We start from the raw sequence: 14,037 nt of genomic DNA, 5'->3' as shown, positions 1-14,037 counted from the left end.
TTTTGATAGAGAGCTTGGCCCTCTGGTCCGCTCTGTTTATCAAGGGGGCAGGTAAAGGAGCGGCAAGCCGCTCCTTGTTTGCAGTGCTAAGGTCGTTAGAGTTAATTAATAAAAGCTGTAATTGACCTTCACATACGCCGTTTGTGGCGCGCCCCATACAGCGTAACCCCAGTCGTCGCCACCGGTGTTTTGGTAGGTGAAGTACTCTTCATCGAGCAGATTCTTTACCGCCCCGGTGACTGTCCAGGCGCCCGAATTCCAAGACACTTGGGCGTTGGTAATGCCGTAAGCGTCTTGCTTGGACCAGGGATCGTTTTCCAGCTGCAGCTCGTGTTCGTCTACCCAGGTGTAGTCGGCTTGCAGGGTCCAATTGTTCAGGTAGTAACGTGCCACAATGTTGGCAGAAATACCGGGCGCCGAGGGCATTTCATTGCCGTCTATCGCAATCTCCTGACCACCAACGTTGGTTACCAGTTCTGAATCAATTTCAGTATCCAGCAAACCCAGACCCGAAATAATTTCAAAGTTGTCGGTCAGCAAATAAGTTAGTTCGGCCTCAAGCCCGCGACCGCTCACGTCACCCAGGTTAGCGATATCCGCCGAACCTGTGGATGAGTCCCACAACTGCGCCTGAAAGTCTTCCAGCTCGTAAGCAAACACGGCCAGATTTAAACGGGCACGGCCGCCGGCAAGGGTGGCTTTGTAGCCCGCCTCAAGACTGGTCATGGTTTCTTTTTCCACTGGCCCAAAGGCGCCCTGGCTGCCGACGTAAGAGCCGTTAAAACCGCCGGACTTTAAACCACTGGATAGGCTGGCGTAGTAAAGCGTGTTGTCTGTAGGCGTGTAATCCAAGCCCAGGCGACCACTGAAACCGTCTTCTTTAATGGTGTCGGTAAAATGCTGGTCGCCGTAATAGCTGGGTTCGCCTCGGTTGCTGAGGTCGGCGTTTTTCTCTTCCCAGGTGTATCGGCCCCCGACGGTCAACGACAGGGTATTGGTCAGGGCTTTGTCTATTTGCGCGAAGATCGCGTAAGACTCAGTGTCCTGATCCATATACTCGTTGTGCCAGTAGCCGCCAAAATTTTCGGCGTCCGTGGTGGTAGGCGCTTGAGTGATTAGGTCTCGATCGTCTTTAAAATAATAAAGGCCGGACACCCAGTCCATAGTGTCGGTGGCACCGCTGATACGAAGCTCCTGACTGAACTGTTCGGTATCCGCTTTGTATTGCTCGTCAAACCACACAACGGCGGTCGCATCAAAGTCGTCCTCCAGCAGCTTATCCATTTGCTCAATGGCGGTAATGGAAGTGATGTCAAAATTATCGGCCGCGATAACCAGCTTGGCCGAGGCGCCGAAAGTTTCAATTTCTGTTTTCAGGCCGTCCGCCGCGCCAGACGACACATGCTCGGGGCCCCAGCCGCCGGCCTCTTCACGGCCGGTTCCCGCTCCGCCAATACTGCTGATGCACTCGCCGTTTTGAATACGCGACACCGAGCAAAAAGTCGCGGTATCCGCCGGATCAAGGTAGCCCATGTGCACAAAACCAACGGTTTGCTGATCAGCCTCGCTGCCGTGAACATCCAGCAGCAAATTGACTCGGTCGGTAAAGTCGATGGCCAGTTTGGCGCGATAACCCAGGGTGTCAGTTGTACCCAAATCCTGGCCATCTACGCCGTTGGTTTGCCAGCCATCGCTGTCGTTTTTCTTAACCGCCAAACGGCCGCGCACGCTATCGCTCAGCGGCCCACTGACGGCACCTTCGAAGATGCGCTGGTTATAACTGCCCAACTGCACGCTGGCATCAGCTTCAAATGTTTCGGTAGGGTCATTGGTAATGTGGTGCACCAAACCCGCAGACGTATTGCGGCCAAACAGCGTACCCTGGGGGCCACGCAGCACCTCAACACGTTCTACATCAAATAACTGCATGCCTGAACCGGCGGGATTACCGCGATACACTTCATCCACATACAAGCCAACGGGTGCCTCCCAGGTGTCGGCGAAGTTAGACAAGCCAATGCCGCGCAACGTCATTGAGGGGCTGGACGCCTCACCAAAGATGGCAAAGTAATTCATGTTCGGCACACGCTGGGTAATTTCAATACCAGCTTCTACCCCCATGTTTTCTAAATCCTGCCCGCTAAATGCAGAGATCGCGATGGCGACATCCTGCGCGCTCTCAGCACGCTTTTGCGCGGTGACCATAACTTCTTCGATGGCTCTGGGGGTTTTACGAGGTTCTTGCGGTGGATCTTGCTGATTTTGTGCGGCGGTGGTGCTTGCGTAACTTACGGCGGCTACAGAGGCCACTGTAATGAATGACTTAGACGCATAGCTGCGTTTAGTCTTCAAGATATTCATAACCCATCCCTTTAAGTTTCCAACTCGTTCAGCCTTTATTTTCAAGACATTAAAGCGGTTAATTGATTTTAGTCCGTGCTTTAAGCAGTTTTGATCACACATAGGTTTAGTACGCTTTGCATGTAATATCCAACTTCTGCTGCAGATATTCGAAAACGCCCCTAGTATTCACCCAGCGGATAGATAGATCTTGCTTATCTATTCGTCCTTTATCCTTCGCCTGAACCATTAGATGAATGGCGATGTATCCATGCACTACTTATAAACCCGACATAAACCACCCTCGGGTTAATAAAATATTTGGAATGAAAAGCCAAAACACAGCACCGACATGACCAAGCCGATAACGCATATATCACGCCAATACATTTTTATAGTTTTCGTTGAAAGGGTTTTAACGTTTGATTTATCGCTGCGCTACCACTCTGTGATACCGAAGAAAAGCGTTATATATAGTGTTATTTACAGATGCTTGAACTTATTAGCTAATAAATTTTTAGCTGTAACTGATCTTTCTTGCTATCGAAACTGATCATAAATCGAATAATTTATTTAACTTTAAATGCCCACCATTGGGGCAAAAAATTCGACTTTGCCTTTAAGTGTTACAGCCATTGAGAAGTTATTAATATTTTTTCTTTTTGTATTTCGTTATTTTCAGCCTCTGCTCGCACGTTATTCCTAACCTCAAAAACACACTTCCCCTAAATACAACTACGCGATACAACTAAGCGCTGAAAAAACCAGCGCCAATTTTACCCGCTCGGATACGATGCTATTGCCACTGACTTTGAGTTGATGATGAAGGCACGTGAGCTCTATTACTATCAAAGATCCTTATCCGTCACCGCACCCTCCGATGCGGAAGAGACAGTCTTGGCAAATTTAGCCAACACCCCTCGCGTGTAGCGCGGCGCGGGCCGTTGCCATTTTTCCAGGCGCGCCCGGATTTCCGCGTCGGGAATATTCAGGCGCATCTGAGCGTTTTCAGCATCGATGGTGATTTCATCGCCGTTTTCGATAATGGCAATGGGGCCGCCGTCCATCGCCTCGGGGGTAATGTGCCCCACCACAAAACCGTGGCTGCCGCCGGAGAAGCGCCCGTCGGTAATCAGAGCAACGTCATTGCCAAGACCTTTACCCATAACCGCCGAGGTGGGGCTGAGCATTTCGCGCATACCTGGGCCACCGCGCGGGCCTTCGTAGCGAATAACAATCACATCGCCTTTGACTACCGCACCGCCCAAGATGGCTTCTAACGCCTCCTCCTCAGAGTGGAACACCCTCGCGCTGCCGGTAAACACTAAACCCTCTTTGCCGGTGATTTTCGCCACCGCGCCCTCGGGAGCCAAATTGCCTTTAAGGATAACCAGATGGCTGGTCGCTTTAATGGCGTTATCAAAATCTTTAATAATCTCCTGCTCCGCCGGGTAGAGCTTAACACCGGCCAGGTTCTCGGCCAGGGTTTTACCGGTGACGGTGAGGCAATCGCCGTGCAGCAGGCCTTTGTCCAGCAACATTTTCATTAGCGGCTGAATGCCGCCCACGGCAATTAACTCGGACATCATGTACTGTCCGCTGGGGCGCAGGTCGGCCAGCACGGGCACACGTTGACCAATGCGCACAAAATCATCCAGCGTGAGCGGTACATCCACCGCGTGAGCCATAGCCAGCAGATGCAGCACGGCGTTAGTCGAGCCGCCCAGGGCGATGGTGACAGTAATGGCGTTTTCAAACGCCTTGGGGGTCATGATATCGGTGGGCTTGATGTCCTGCGCCAAAAGTTCGAGCACTGCAGCACCGGCGCGGCGGCAGTCTTCGGCTTTGGAGGATGACACCGCCTCTTGCGCGGAACTGTCCGGCAGGCTCATGCCCAGCGCCTCAATGGCCGAAGCCATGGTGTTGGCGGTGTACATCCCGCCGCAAGAGCCGGGGCCGGGGATGGCGGTTTCTTCAATCTGCTTGACGGCAATGGTCGAGAGGTCGCCCCGGGCGTGCTGCCCCACCGCCTCAAACACCGAGACAATATCGGTGTGATTGGCGCCTGGCTTAATGGTGCCGCCATAGACAAACACCGAGGGACGATTGAGCCGCGCCAAACCAATCATGCAGCCGGGCATGTTTTTATCGCAGCCGCCAATAGCCACCAGCCCGTCAAAGCCCTCGCACCCGGCGACGGTTTCGATAGAATCAGCAATCACCTCGCGCGAGACCAGCGAGTACTTCATGCCTTCCGTGCCATTGGAAATCCCGTCGGAAATGGTAATGGTGTTAAATACTACGCCTTTGCCGCCCGCCTGGTCGGCGCCGGCGCAGGCTTCATCCGCTAGTTTATCAATATGCATATTGCAGGGCGTGACCATGCTCCAGGTAGAGGCAATACCCACCTGCGGCTTTTTAAAATCGTCGTCATTAAATCCCACCGCTCGCAGCATGGCACGGGCAGGTGTCTTTTCAATACCGTCGACCACTTTGGATGAGTATTTGCGCTTATCGGTCATGGCTACTCCATTAACATTGAGCAAGAATTTAGAAAGCCTTGTGAGCATAGCTTACAGGACTTGAGCTTTCGCGAAACAGGGGACAGGTTTACGTCTATATTGAGGTGCCTGAGAAGACAGCCTGTAGCACCACACACGTTGAGATGACATTAAAAAAGCGGCCCCATAAGAGGCCGCTTAGGTTGCAGTGAACTAGCACTTGCCGACGATCAATTACCCAGGCCTGAGTCTATGGCCTGGATCAATTCGCCGTTGGCGGTATCGCCAGACAGCTCCCAGAAGAAGGCGCCGCCCAGACCTTGCTGCTCGGCGTAGTTCATCTTGCTGATAATGGTCGCCGGTGTGTCGTAGCTCCACCAGTTGTTGCCACAGTGGGCGTAAGCGGTGCCTGCAAAGGTGCCAGTAACGGGGCAGGTATTTTTCAAGACTTTGTAGTCCTCAATACCGTCTTCGTAGGTGCCATTGGCAGGGCCTGTGGCAGTACCACCCGGAGCGGACTGAGTGACGCCCGTCCAGCCGCGACCGTAAAAGCCGATACCCAACAGAATTTTCTCGGCGGGGACGCCCAGGCTTTTCAGGGTTTGCACACCGTTATTGCTGGTAAAGCCCTGCTGTGGAATACCGTCGTAGGTGTACAGTGCCGAATGCGGAGCGGTGGGACCTTCCGCTGCCCAGGCACCAAAAAAGTCGTAGGTCATCAGCATATAAAAATCCAGATACTGAGCTGCACCGCCGTAGTCCGCTGCCACCAACTTGGCCTCACCGGCACCAATGGCAGAGGTCACCAGCTTGTTGCCAAACTCGGCGCGCAAGGCAGCCATCAACTCACGATAGGCGTCGAAACCGCTGTTGTCGCACTCAAGACCACAGGCGTTGGGGTACTCCCAATCGATGTCGATGCCATCAAACACACCTTCCCAGCGCGGATCGAACACCAGGTCGTAGCAGGATTTGGCAAACTGCTGCGGGTTTTGCGCCGCTTGGCCAAAACCGCTGGAGTAGGTCCAGCCGCCGAATGACCACACTACTTTCAGGTTGGGGTGCATTTGCTTGAGGCGCTTAATTTGGCCGAAGTTACCGCGCACCGCGTCAGACTCCCAGGAGTCAGCCACACCGTCCACGCTGCCCGCGGCATCGTAGGCTTTGTCGATAGCCGCGTAGGAGTCGTCCATAACACACTGGCCGTTTTTAACATTACCAAAGGCGTAGACTAAGTGAGTCAGCTTATCGGCGCTGCCACTCGTTTCTATGTCTTTAACATGATAATCGCGGCCGTAAATTCCCCACTCCACGAAGTAACCCACAACTTTGTCGCCCCCGCTACCATTGCCACCACTGCCCACATTGGCACTGGTAACGGCACTGTCGGTAGCGCCTTCATCATCGGTGACGGTGAGGGTAATGGTATAAAAGCCATCGGCGCTGTAGCTATGGCTGGGGTTGGCTAACGTGCTGCTATTACCATCGCCAAAATCCCACGCGTAACTAACGATACTACCGTCGGCATCGGCCGAACCCGCACTGGATAATGCAATGCTCACATTGGCATCCACGGTGAAGGGGCCATTCACCTGCGCCACGGGCGGCTGGTTTTGATTAGCCGGTACAACTTCCACCTGAGTAGTGGCCGTGCTGCTGGCGCCGTCATCATCGGTCACCGTTAGACTTACCTCGTAGCTACCGGCACTGGTATAGCTATGAGAGACACTGGCGCCGGTAGCGCTGGCACCGTCGCCAAAGCTCCAGCTATAGCTGACTACTGTGCCGTCGGCATCGCTGCCACTGCCGGCAAAGCCGATGGCGGTATTCACAGTACCCGAGTAGGGGCCGCCGGCATCGGCACTTGGGGCCTGATTAGTCGGTGCAGTGCCATCGCATACACCGTTATCGCTCCAGGCCTGCTGCCAGGCGCTGCCCACACCCGGCTCGTAAGCCCAAGCGCTGCTGGACGAGCACCAGCCAGCAATGTCACAGGTGTAGGTATGGCCCACGTTGGTGACGACATCACCCGCGCTGTAGGCGGTGCCCGCCTGATAGACAGGCGCATTGCAGTCACCGCTGCCACCTCCGGCTTCGCTTACAGTAGCTGTAGCGGAGGCGGTGTCAGTAGCGCCGTCGTTGTCGGTAATCGTCAGCGAGACACTAAAGCTTCCAGTACTGGCATAGGTGTAAGAGGGGCTGGCCTGGGTGCTGGTATTACCGTCGCCGAAGTCCCAGCTGTAGCTTGCGATATTGCCGTCGCTATCGCTGGAGGCAGAGCTGTCGAAGGCGATCGCATTGCCCAAAGTGGCACTATAGGGGCCGCCAGCGTTCGCGGTGGGGGCCGTGTTGGTGTCACCACCCGGGTTGCCGTCACAGGTGCCTAGATCGCTCCAGGGTTGGTACTGACCAGAGTTGTCAGCCGGGTTGTCGCCCCGACTCCACCAGTTGGCCTGGTAGGCAGCGCCGCTGTATTTAACCTGCGCACCGCCAGTGTAAGAAGTGTTGCTGTCCCAGCTATTCAGACTGGAGCAGTCCGCGGCCTGTGTGGCCTGCACCGTAAAAACGGATGCCGCGCAAAGGGAGAGGAAACCAATTGATCGCATAGTAATTCCTTGATGTTTTTATTGATCGATGCCGAAAGGCCAGATAAACCCCGCTGCCACCTTTCAGTACTGCCGCCGGTTGCCATTTTCTATGGTTGGTATCAAACCATAAATGACAACGTTGTCTAATTATGGCGGTAAGGAAGGTGAAGTGGTCAAGGTTTGATCATTAAAAACCCGGCAGAGCGCACAAAATATAACCAGCGCCGTGATAGCGATCACAGCCTTGCTAACCTGCGCAGGGATAAACACATCGAAAATTAAGATTATTAACACCTCATCCACCTGGGTTTTGTTAGTCTGGCAGCCGCCGATCACGGACCGATATCAAGGAGTTGAGATGAAACCTGTCTATTTGCTCGCCCCCCTGGCTTTTATTGGCTGCAGCGGTAGTGACAACGAGACGCACAACAGTGGCCATGAAAATACGGGCACGTCTTACGCGTATGAGGTGATTGAATGCGGCAACAGCTGGCACACCACCATTGGCGAGCCAAGCCGTGAGGTTATTACCGATGAGCATCGCTTTCGCGAGGTGTATGGAGTATCAGATTTAAACAATCAGGATGATATTCCCACTATCGATTTTGATACTCAGCAAGTGGTGGCCATGCACGCCGGGCAGAAACCCGACCCAGGCTACGGTCTGCGCATCGATCAGGTAGTCACAGAAAACGGTGCCATTGAAGTTCGCTATACCGATATATTGCCCGACTCCAGTGGCGACTGCGCCTACCCAAGCGTTGTTGCTTATCCTTATTGTTTTGTCTCGATGGTAAAAAGTGACTTAGCAGTCACTTATTCTGGAATAAAAGAAGAGGGGCGTTGCGGTGGAGAAGAATAGCCCGCTCTTATCCATTAAGGGGTAAAAAGGCCGCTGCATGCGGCCTTGGAATAATAACTATTGCTCGGATGCATCCCACACTTGCCCCGAGGCGGTGCCGTCCTTCGGCGGGTTAAATACCTCTACCGCCATCACCTGATAGGTCGGGTCATCACTGGCGTTAAAGTTGTTCATATCCGGAATGATCCAGCCGGTATCGGCCCAGGCTTTGACGTGGTCAGCGAACACAATTTTATAGTCTTTGCCCAGCTCGCGCTGCTCGGTAGGAATGCTCCAGTACTGATAAAACGTTGACGTACTGTTGATAGAGGGCTTTTGTTCGCGCACGGTGCGGTAGGTCGAGTATTCCACGCCGTCACTGACAAAAGTTTTACCGAAAATACCGTCTTTACTGGGGTTATAGGTAAAGCGCTGCAGAATATAGTATTCCACCAAATGCGCCGGATCGCTGGTGGGCATAGACTCGTCGTAACCCCAGCCGTAGAGGGTAATAAAGTTGGCGCCACTGTCTTCGTCAAAGCGGTAGCCGATCACTCTGTCTTTATCGCCATAGTGCCAACCGGGGCCGCCCACATAGTTATAACCGCCGCCTTCCCAATTGACGGTAAAGCTGCCTTGGTTATCTAAGCTCAACGAGGCCGCGCCGCCATCTTTCCAGTGGGTAAAGAAAAAATCGCCCACATGGCCTGTGGCGTGGTTTTGCGTTAGGTGGACTTGTTCTGGGTAGGTTTGGGTATACGCCTGGAACTTATCAATACCCGCAACGGCCACGCTATCGGTGGTTGCGGCTTGTTGCTCGGGCATCACACAGCCTGCCAAGCCGCAGGCGGCCAGCAAAGCAACGGCTTTGAAAGGAATAAAGGTTTTCACGATATGGCTCCCCTGTTATGGTTTTGCTGACTATAACAAGCTCGGAGCGTAAGAGCCAGACCGTAAAATGCTAAGCCTTCTTTACAAACTTAGCGGTGATCATAATCTCGCCAGCGCCATCCACCTTGCAATCCAGCTGGTGGTCTTTGGCTTCAACAATACGTCGAATACGCGCTTTGGTACCAATCTTTATCGGTTGTGAACTGCCTTTGACTTTTAAATCTTTAATGCAGGTAACCGTATCGCCCTCGGCCAGCAAGTTGCCATTGGCATCCTGCACCGTGAAAGCGGCCTCTGCCACCTCATCCGGGTTCCATTCGTAGGCGCATTCGGGGCAAATCAATAGGTTTTGATCTTGATAAGTGTATTCAGACTGACAACTGGGGCAGGGAGGTAATGACATAATATTCGCCGCTAAAAATGAGGCGTCATGGTAGCGCTTGGGCGGTAACTTGGCGAGACCTTACCCCACAACTGCTTGTTTTAATGGCCATTAAAATAAATAAGGCGCCATCCTATAGCGCCTTATTTGTCGGAATTAAAGCCATTAAGGGTTTTACCGATCAGCACCACACAATAATACCCCAGAGTACTGAGGTAATTGATTAGCACTTGGATGATATTCATCATCTTACCCCCAGCGTGGGTTTGTATTTATTGTGGCCAGCCTAGAGAAAGTCATTTACAAAAATACTGCTTCATTAAAACGCTAGCCTAGGTTAGTAAAATGATTAAATTGACTCTCGAAACTTTATAAAGAATCTCGACAAGATTTGTTAATCTGTATAAAGGCTGTTGCTACACGGAAAATCCCTTTGGTTTAATCGGTTACATTATATAAAACCATTAAGAGACTTCCGTGATGACCCACCCGCAACCTGTGACGGACGCAAGCAAACGCCACTCCTTAAAAACCTTTGCCGGGCTGCTAGGGCTCAGCTTAAGCGCCAGCGCAATCGATGCACTGGCTGAGTACAAAGCACCTGCTACTGATACCAAACCCCAATTATTTAACCCGAAGCAACTGCTGTGCACTGCGGCATTGGCTGAGATTATTATTCCCACCACTGAAACCGCCGGCGCGAAAACGGTGGGCGCTCATAATTACATTGATTACCATTTGCGCCTGTGTGCCACTGAATCAGAGCAGAAATCCGTTACCAACCTTTTAGATAAACTCAACGCTATTGCATCAAAAGAATACAGCCAGCATTTTGAAAGCTGCTCAAACGAGCAGCAGCAAGAGCTTGTGGATAAATTGCACCGTTCAGAGAGCCCCTTCAGCGCCGCCGAAACTGGTACTTGGCGATTTCTGATTTCACTGGTGGTATTTGCTTACTACACCAGTGAGCAAGGTGCTACAAAAGAATTGAACTACCTCCCCATACCCGGCGGCTATAACGGTGATGTACCGTTTTCTGAAGTTGGCCGTGCCTGGTCTTTGCAACCTTTCGTTTGATGTGTCTGGAGTTTAAGCAACCATGAGTTATCCCTATATTTCAGTGGCTAAAGAGCCCTTCGATGCAATTGTGGTGGGCTCCGGTGTAACCGGGGGTTGGGCCGCAAAAGAGCTAACCGAGAAAGGCTTGAAAACGCTGATGATCGAGCGAGGCCAGGCGGTAGAGCATCGCAAAGATTATGTCGGCGAGGGCGTTAGAGCCTGGGAAATGCCCCTGCGTGGTAGGCTTGATCGAGAAACCCTTGAGCAAGATTTCTACATTCAGAAAAAATGCTACGCCTTTAACGACGCCACCAAACAATTTTTTGGTAACGACCGCGAATACCCCTACCAACAGGAGAAACCATTTGATTGGATTCGAGGTAATGCATTGGGTGGGAAGTCGCTGCTATGGCATCGCCAGAGCTACCGTTTCAGCGATTTAGATTTTGCAGCCAACGGCAAAGAAGGTATCGGTGTTGATTGGCCCATCCGCTACGCAGATTTAGCACCTTGGTACAGCTATGTGGAAAAACACGTGGGCATCAGTGGCTCAAAAGAAAACCTAGCCGTATTGCCCGACAGTGAATACCTGCCCGCGTTTGAAATGAACCAGGTAGAAAAGTCGGTAAAACAGCGTTTAGAAAAGCGCTACAAAGATCGTAAAATGATTATCGGTCGCTGCGCTCACTTGTCTAAACCCACTCCCGAACATATTGCTCAGGGTCGTGTGCAATGCATGGCGCGTAACGAGTGTCAAAAGGGGTGTTCTTTTGGTGCTTACTTCTCGACGCAAAGCTCTACATTACCTGCCGCATTAAAAACCGGTAATCTGAGCATTGCCACCGACAGCATAGTACACAGTGTCATTTACGACGATAAAGAAAATCGTGTTACCGGGGTTCGCATTATTGATGCAGAAACCAAAGAGGTACGTGAGTACTACGCTAAGGTTGTGTTCCTCTGCGCATCCACTCTCGGCACCACACAGATAATGCTGAACTCCACCAGCGACGCCTTCCCTACCGGGCTTGCGAACTCATCCGGCGCTTTAGGCCATTACCTGATGGACCATATTTATGGCCCCGGTGCTACAGCCGATGTGGAAGGCTTTCTGGACAGCTACTATAAAGGCAGACGCCCCACCGGTATTTACATTCCTCGCTTCCGCAATGTCAACAAAAAAGACACCGACTTTTTACGTGGCTATGCCTACGGAGGTAGTGCACAGCGTGACAGTTGGCAGTCGCTGGCCCACAGCGGTTTATATGGCACGGCCCTGAAAGAAAAAATCCACGACGCAGGTGAGTGGAGCTTTTACTTAGGCGGTCAGGGTGAAATGCTGCCCGATTACGATAACTACGTCCGCCTGGATAAAACGAAAACGGATAAGTGGGGTATCCCGCAGTTATCGATTCACTGTGAATACCGCGATAACGATAAAAAAATGATGGCAGATATGGGTGAAAGCGCTGGAGAAATGTTAGAAGCCTGTGGCCTGAAAAACATTAAGACCAGAAAAGAACCACGCACTCCAGGCCTTGCTATTCATGAAGTAGGCACTGCGCGCATGGGGCGCGATGCTAAGACTTCAGTGTTAAACGGCTTTAACCAAAGTCACGACATTCCTAACTTATTTGTTACCGATGGATCATCTTTTGCTTCCAGTGCCTGTCAGAACCCATCGCTGACATTTATGGCGTTAACTGCGCGGGCTTGTGACTATGCTGTTGATCAATTAAAGCAAAGGAAAATCTGACGGTTAAGATCCAAAAATCAATATTTCCGGTGCACTTTTAATCTCAAAGTCATACCGGTAAAAGCCCCCTCCCAGGCATCTATAACTGAGAGGGGGCTTTTTTTCTCTTGCACCCTATGAGCCTGATACGTCTTAATAGATTATAGAAGAGTGATTTACCAGCACCCCTGTTTGAATATTACTTCAACGACAGTTGATTTTTTAAACAATTAGCGGTCATTATAGATAACCGACATGACCAGCAGCGACGGGATGATCGCATGAAAATCGAAACTTTATCTGTAGCTATTCAAGCACCCGCTAATCAGGTGTATCAGTTCATCCGCAACGCACACAACCTACCACGCTGGGTGCCATTTTTTACGTCGGTTATAGAATCAGATAAACAAGGGGTGTGGCTTGTCGATACTCCGGATGGTCCAGCAGAATTTCAATTTGTAGAAGATAACACCCTCGGAGTGCTTGATCACACTATTCGCTTTGCTTCTGGGGCCTCACTGACCAACCCCATGCGAGTTTTAAAAAGCGGCAACAACAGCGCGCTGACCTTCACTTTATTTCAGCTAAACGCCATGTCGGAGTTACAGTTCAAGGAAGATGTGCGTCTGGTGCAAAAAGATTTAGCCACCATTAGTCGTTTAATTGAAACCAGCACTGAAACTTAGAACGAATAATGACTCTGCCCATAACCTATGGTTTGCAAAGGCTAATATTTTTATTTGCACAGAATTGTTTATTTACGGAGTCGCTATTGAATCATCATTAAGCAACACACTGTCTGTCGGTAGGGGCTCTTCGCCCTCTTTGGTATAGCCTTGGTAATCCAAGGGTGCCTCGCAGCTACCGCTTGAATCATCAACCGTTTTATCTTGATACTCATCTGCATCAAAGCTATAGGATTCAGGCTCGATCACTGTAATATATTCTTCTTCGCCGGTGTGTACCCACAACCTGTCCAAGTGCCAATCACCTTCATTTTTTTGCGCAATCATCACAACCCACCCGTTACCTTGAGCGCCTGTGATTTCATACTGCATAAATAGCGAGTTAACAAAGTAATTGCCGCTAAATAACAAGCTGGGCTCGAAGGGTACACCAATATTCTTTTTAATCTCCGGGTGTTGTTCTAATGCCACTAACGACTGCTCGTAAAGGTCGCCGCGAAAAAGTTTATAACCATTATATAAAAGAAAGAGAAAACCAAAAAAAACAAGAAGAGATAAACTGGTGAGTGCTATTTTTCCATTTTTTGTCATACACGGTCCTTGTTAATATAGGTATTTAACGTTCTATTCTAAGCATAGGCTGCAATAGCAAAAACTACCAACAAGGAGAATGCAGGCAATCCTTCGCCTTATAGAGCATTAACCGTTTCGTGATTTAAATTCACGAATCAGTTTATTAAAGCTTTCCGCATAATCTTCCAACTCTTTAACCGCTTTACCTTGCTCTGTGCGCGACATACCTGAGCAACCTAAGTACTCTTCCATCGCCTTTACATAGGCTTTGACTTCGTTATTAGCCTTAACCATTTGCGCCGTCACCGCAGTGGCTGGATCGGGAAATTCGGCGGGTTTGGCGGGCTCTGAGCAGGCCAAGCTTACACCAGGCATACAAACCACCGCCAATAATGTAAAGGTGACTATATTTTTTCTCATACTTGTAACCTCACAGTTTAA

Annotated in this window: 11 protein-coding genes; 4 read left to right on the top strand and 7 right to left on the bottom strand. The window is 50.9% G+C overall.

Going from position 1 to position 14,037, the window contains the following annotated elements; genetic code table 11:
* Positions 1–105 precede the first annotated feature (105 nt).
* The 3 genes from D568_RS0105765 to D568_RS0105755 all read right to left on the bottom strand — a co-directional run bounded on the left by D568_RS0105765 (position 106) and on the right by D568_RS0105755 (position 7,447).
* Complete coding sequence (locus D568_RS0105765; RefSeq protein WP_020208635.1) at positions 106–2,361, bottom strand: TonB-dependent receptor; 2,256 nt, start codon at positions 2,359–2,361, stop codon at positions 106–108.
* Between the two features lie 827 nt (positions 2,362–3,188).
* Positions 3,189–4,862 carry a dihydroxy-acid dehydratase gene (gene ilvD, locus D568_RS0105760; RefSeq protein ID WP_020208634.1) on the bottom strand — a complete coding sequence of 558 codons (1,674 nt, stop codon included), beginning with the start codon at positions 4,860–4,862 and terminating at the stop codon, positions 3,189–3,191.
* Positions 4,863–5,071: 209 nt separating this feature from the next.
* Positions 5,072–7,447, bottom strand: coding sequence for a glycosyl hydrolase family 18 protein (locus tag D568_RS0105755; RefSeq protein WP_020208633.1), 2,376 nt, complete (start codon positions 7,445–7,447; stop codon positions 5,072–5,074).
* 340 nt (positions 7,448–7,787) lie between these two features.
* On the opposite strand from D568_RS0105755, the gene D568_RS0105740 reads away from it, so the two are divergent.
* Complete coding sequence (locus tag D568_RS0105740; protein ID WP_020208630.1) at positions 7,788–8,291, top strand: protease complex subunit PrcB family protein; 504 nt, start codon at positions 7,788–7,790, stop codon at positions 8,289–8,291.
* Between the two features lie 57 nt (positions 8,292–8,348).
* Here D568_RS0105740 and D568_RS0105735 read toward each other — a convergent pair whose 3' ends face one another.
* Together D568_RS0105735 and D568_RS0105730 are read right to left on the bottom strand one after the other, a co-directional pair.
* The gene (locus D568_RS0105735; protein ID WP_020208629.1) at positions 8,349–9,161 is read right to left on the bottom strand and encodes a glycoside hydrolase family 11 protein; all 813 of its coding nucleotides are present in this window, start codon (positions 9,159–9,161) and stop codon (positions 8,349–8,351) included.
* Positions 9,162–9,231: 70 nt separating this feature from the next.
* Positions 9,232–9,564 carry a zinc ribbon domain-containing protein YjdM gene (locus tag D568_RS0105730; protein ID WP_020208628.1) on the bottom strand — a complete coding sequence of 111 codons (333 nt, stop codon included), beginning with the start codon at positions 9,562–9,564 and terminating at the stop codon, positions 9,232–9,234.
* A gap of 459 nt (positions 9,565–10,023) precedes the next feature.
* Between D568_RS0105730 and D568_RS0105720 the strand changes: the two genes are divergently transcribed.
* The 3 genes from D568_RS0105720 (at position 10,024) to D568_RS19405 (ending at position 13,023) form a co-directional block, all read left to right on the top strand.
* Positions 10,024–10,620: a gluconate 2-dehydrogenase subunit 3 family protein gene (locus D568_RS0105720; RefSeq protein WP_020208626.1), complete on the top strand. Its 597-nt coding sequence runs from the start codon at positions 10,024–10,026 to the stop codon at positions 10,618–10,620.
* A 22-nt stretch (positions 10,621–10,642) separates the two neighbouring features.
* Positions 10,643–12,358 (top strand): GMC oxidoreductase, encoded by a 1,716-nt coding sequence (locus tag D568_RS0105715; RefSeq protein ID WP_020208625.1) that lies wholly within the window; start codon positions 10,643–10,645, stop codon positions 12,356–12,358.
* Between the two features lie 260 nt (positions 12,359–12,618).
* The gene (locus D568_RS19405; protein WP_020208624.1) at positions 12,619–13,023 is read left to right on the top strand and encodes an SRPBCC family protein; all 405 of its coding nucleotides are present in this window, start codon (positions 12,619–12,621) and stop codon (positions 13,021–13,023) included.
* Positions 13,024–13,095: 72 nt separating this feature from the next.
* Here the strand turns inward: D568_RS19405 and D568_RS0105705 are convergent, their stop codons facing one another.
* Together D568_RS0105705 and D568_RS0105700 are read right to left on the bottom strand one after the other, a co-directional pair.
* Positions 13,096–13,614, bottom strand: coding sequence for a cytochrome c oxidase assembly factor Coa1 family protein (locus D568_RS0105705; RefSeq protein WP_020208623.1), 519 nt, complete (start codon positions 13,612–13,614; stop codon positions 13,096–13,098).
* A gap of 108 nt (positions 13,615–13,722) precedes the next feature.
* Positions 13,723–14,016, bottom strand: coding sequence for a hypothetical protein (locus tag D568_RS0105700; protein WP_020208622.1), 294 nt, complete (start codon positions 14,014–14,016; stop codon positions 13,723–13,725).
* Positions 14,017–14,037: the final 21 nt, after the last annotated feature.

The sequence above is a fragment of the Gilvimarinus chinensis DSM 19667 genome (genome assembly GCF_000377745.1).
Lineage (GTDB): Bacteria > Pseudomonadota > Gammaproteobacteria > Pseudomonadales > Cellvibrionaceae > Gilvimarinus > Gilvimarinus chinensis.
This window is presented reverse-complemented; position numbering and strand designations above follow the sequence as displayed.

Coding starts and splice junctions, on each gene's coding strand:
- D568_RS0105755 (WP_020208633.1), bottom strand. CDS start 7,447: ATGCGATCAATTGGTTTCCTCTCCCTTTGCGCGGCATCCGTTTTTACG.
- D568_RS19405 (WP_020208624.1), top strand. CDS start 12,619: ATGAAAATCGAAACTTTATCTGTAGCTATTCAAGCACCCGCTAATCAG.
- D568_RS0105765 (WP_020208635.1), bottom strand. CDS start 2,361: ATGAATATCTTGAAGACTAAACGCAGCTATGCGTCTAAGTCATTCATT.
- D568_RS0105720 (WP_020208626.1), top strand. CDS start 10,024: ATGACCCACCCGCAACCTGTGACGGACGCAAGCAAACGCCACTCCTTA.
- ilvD (WP_020208634.1), bottom strand. CDS start 4,862: ATGACCGATAAGCGCAAATACTCATCCAAAGTGGTCGACGGTATTGAA.
- D568_RS0105715 (WP_020208625.1), top strand. CDS start 10,643: ATGAGTTATCCCTATATTTCAGTGGCTAAAGAGCCCTTCGATGCAATT.
- D568_RS0105740 (WP_020208630.1), top strand. CDS start 7,788: ATGAAACCTGTCTATTTGCTCGCCCCCCTGGCTTTTATTGGCTGCAGC.
- D568_RS0105705 (WP_020208623.1), bottom strand. CDS start 13,614: ATGACAAAAAATGGAAAAATAGCACTCACCAGTTTATCTCTTCTTGTT.
- D568_RS0105700 (WP_020208622.1), bottom strand. CDS start 14,016: ATGAGAAAAAATATAGTCACCTTTACATTATTGGCGGTGGTTTGTATG.
- D568_RS0105730 (WP_020208628.1), bottom strand. CDS start 9,564: ATGTCATTACCTCCCTGCCCCAGTTGTCAGTCTGAATACACTTATCAA.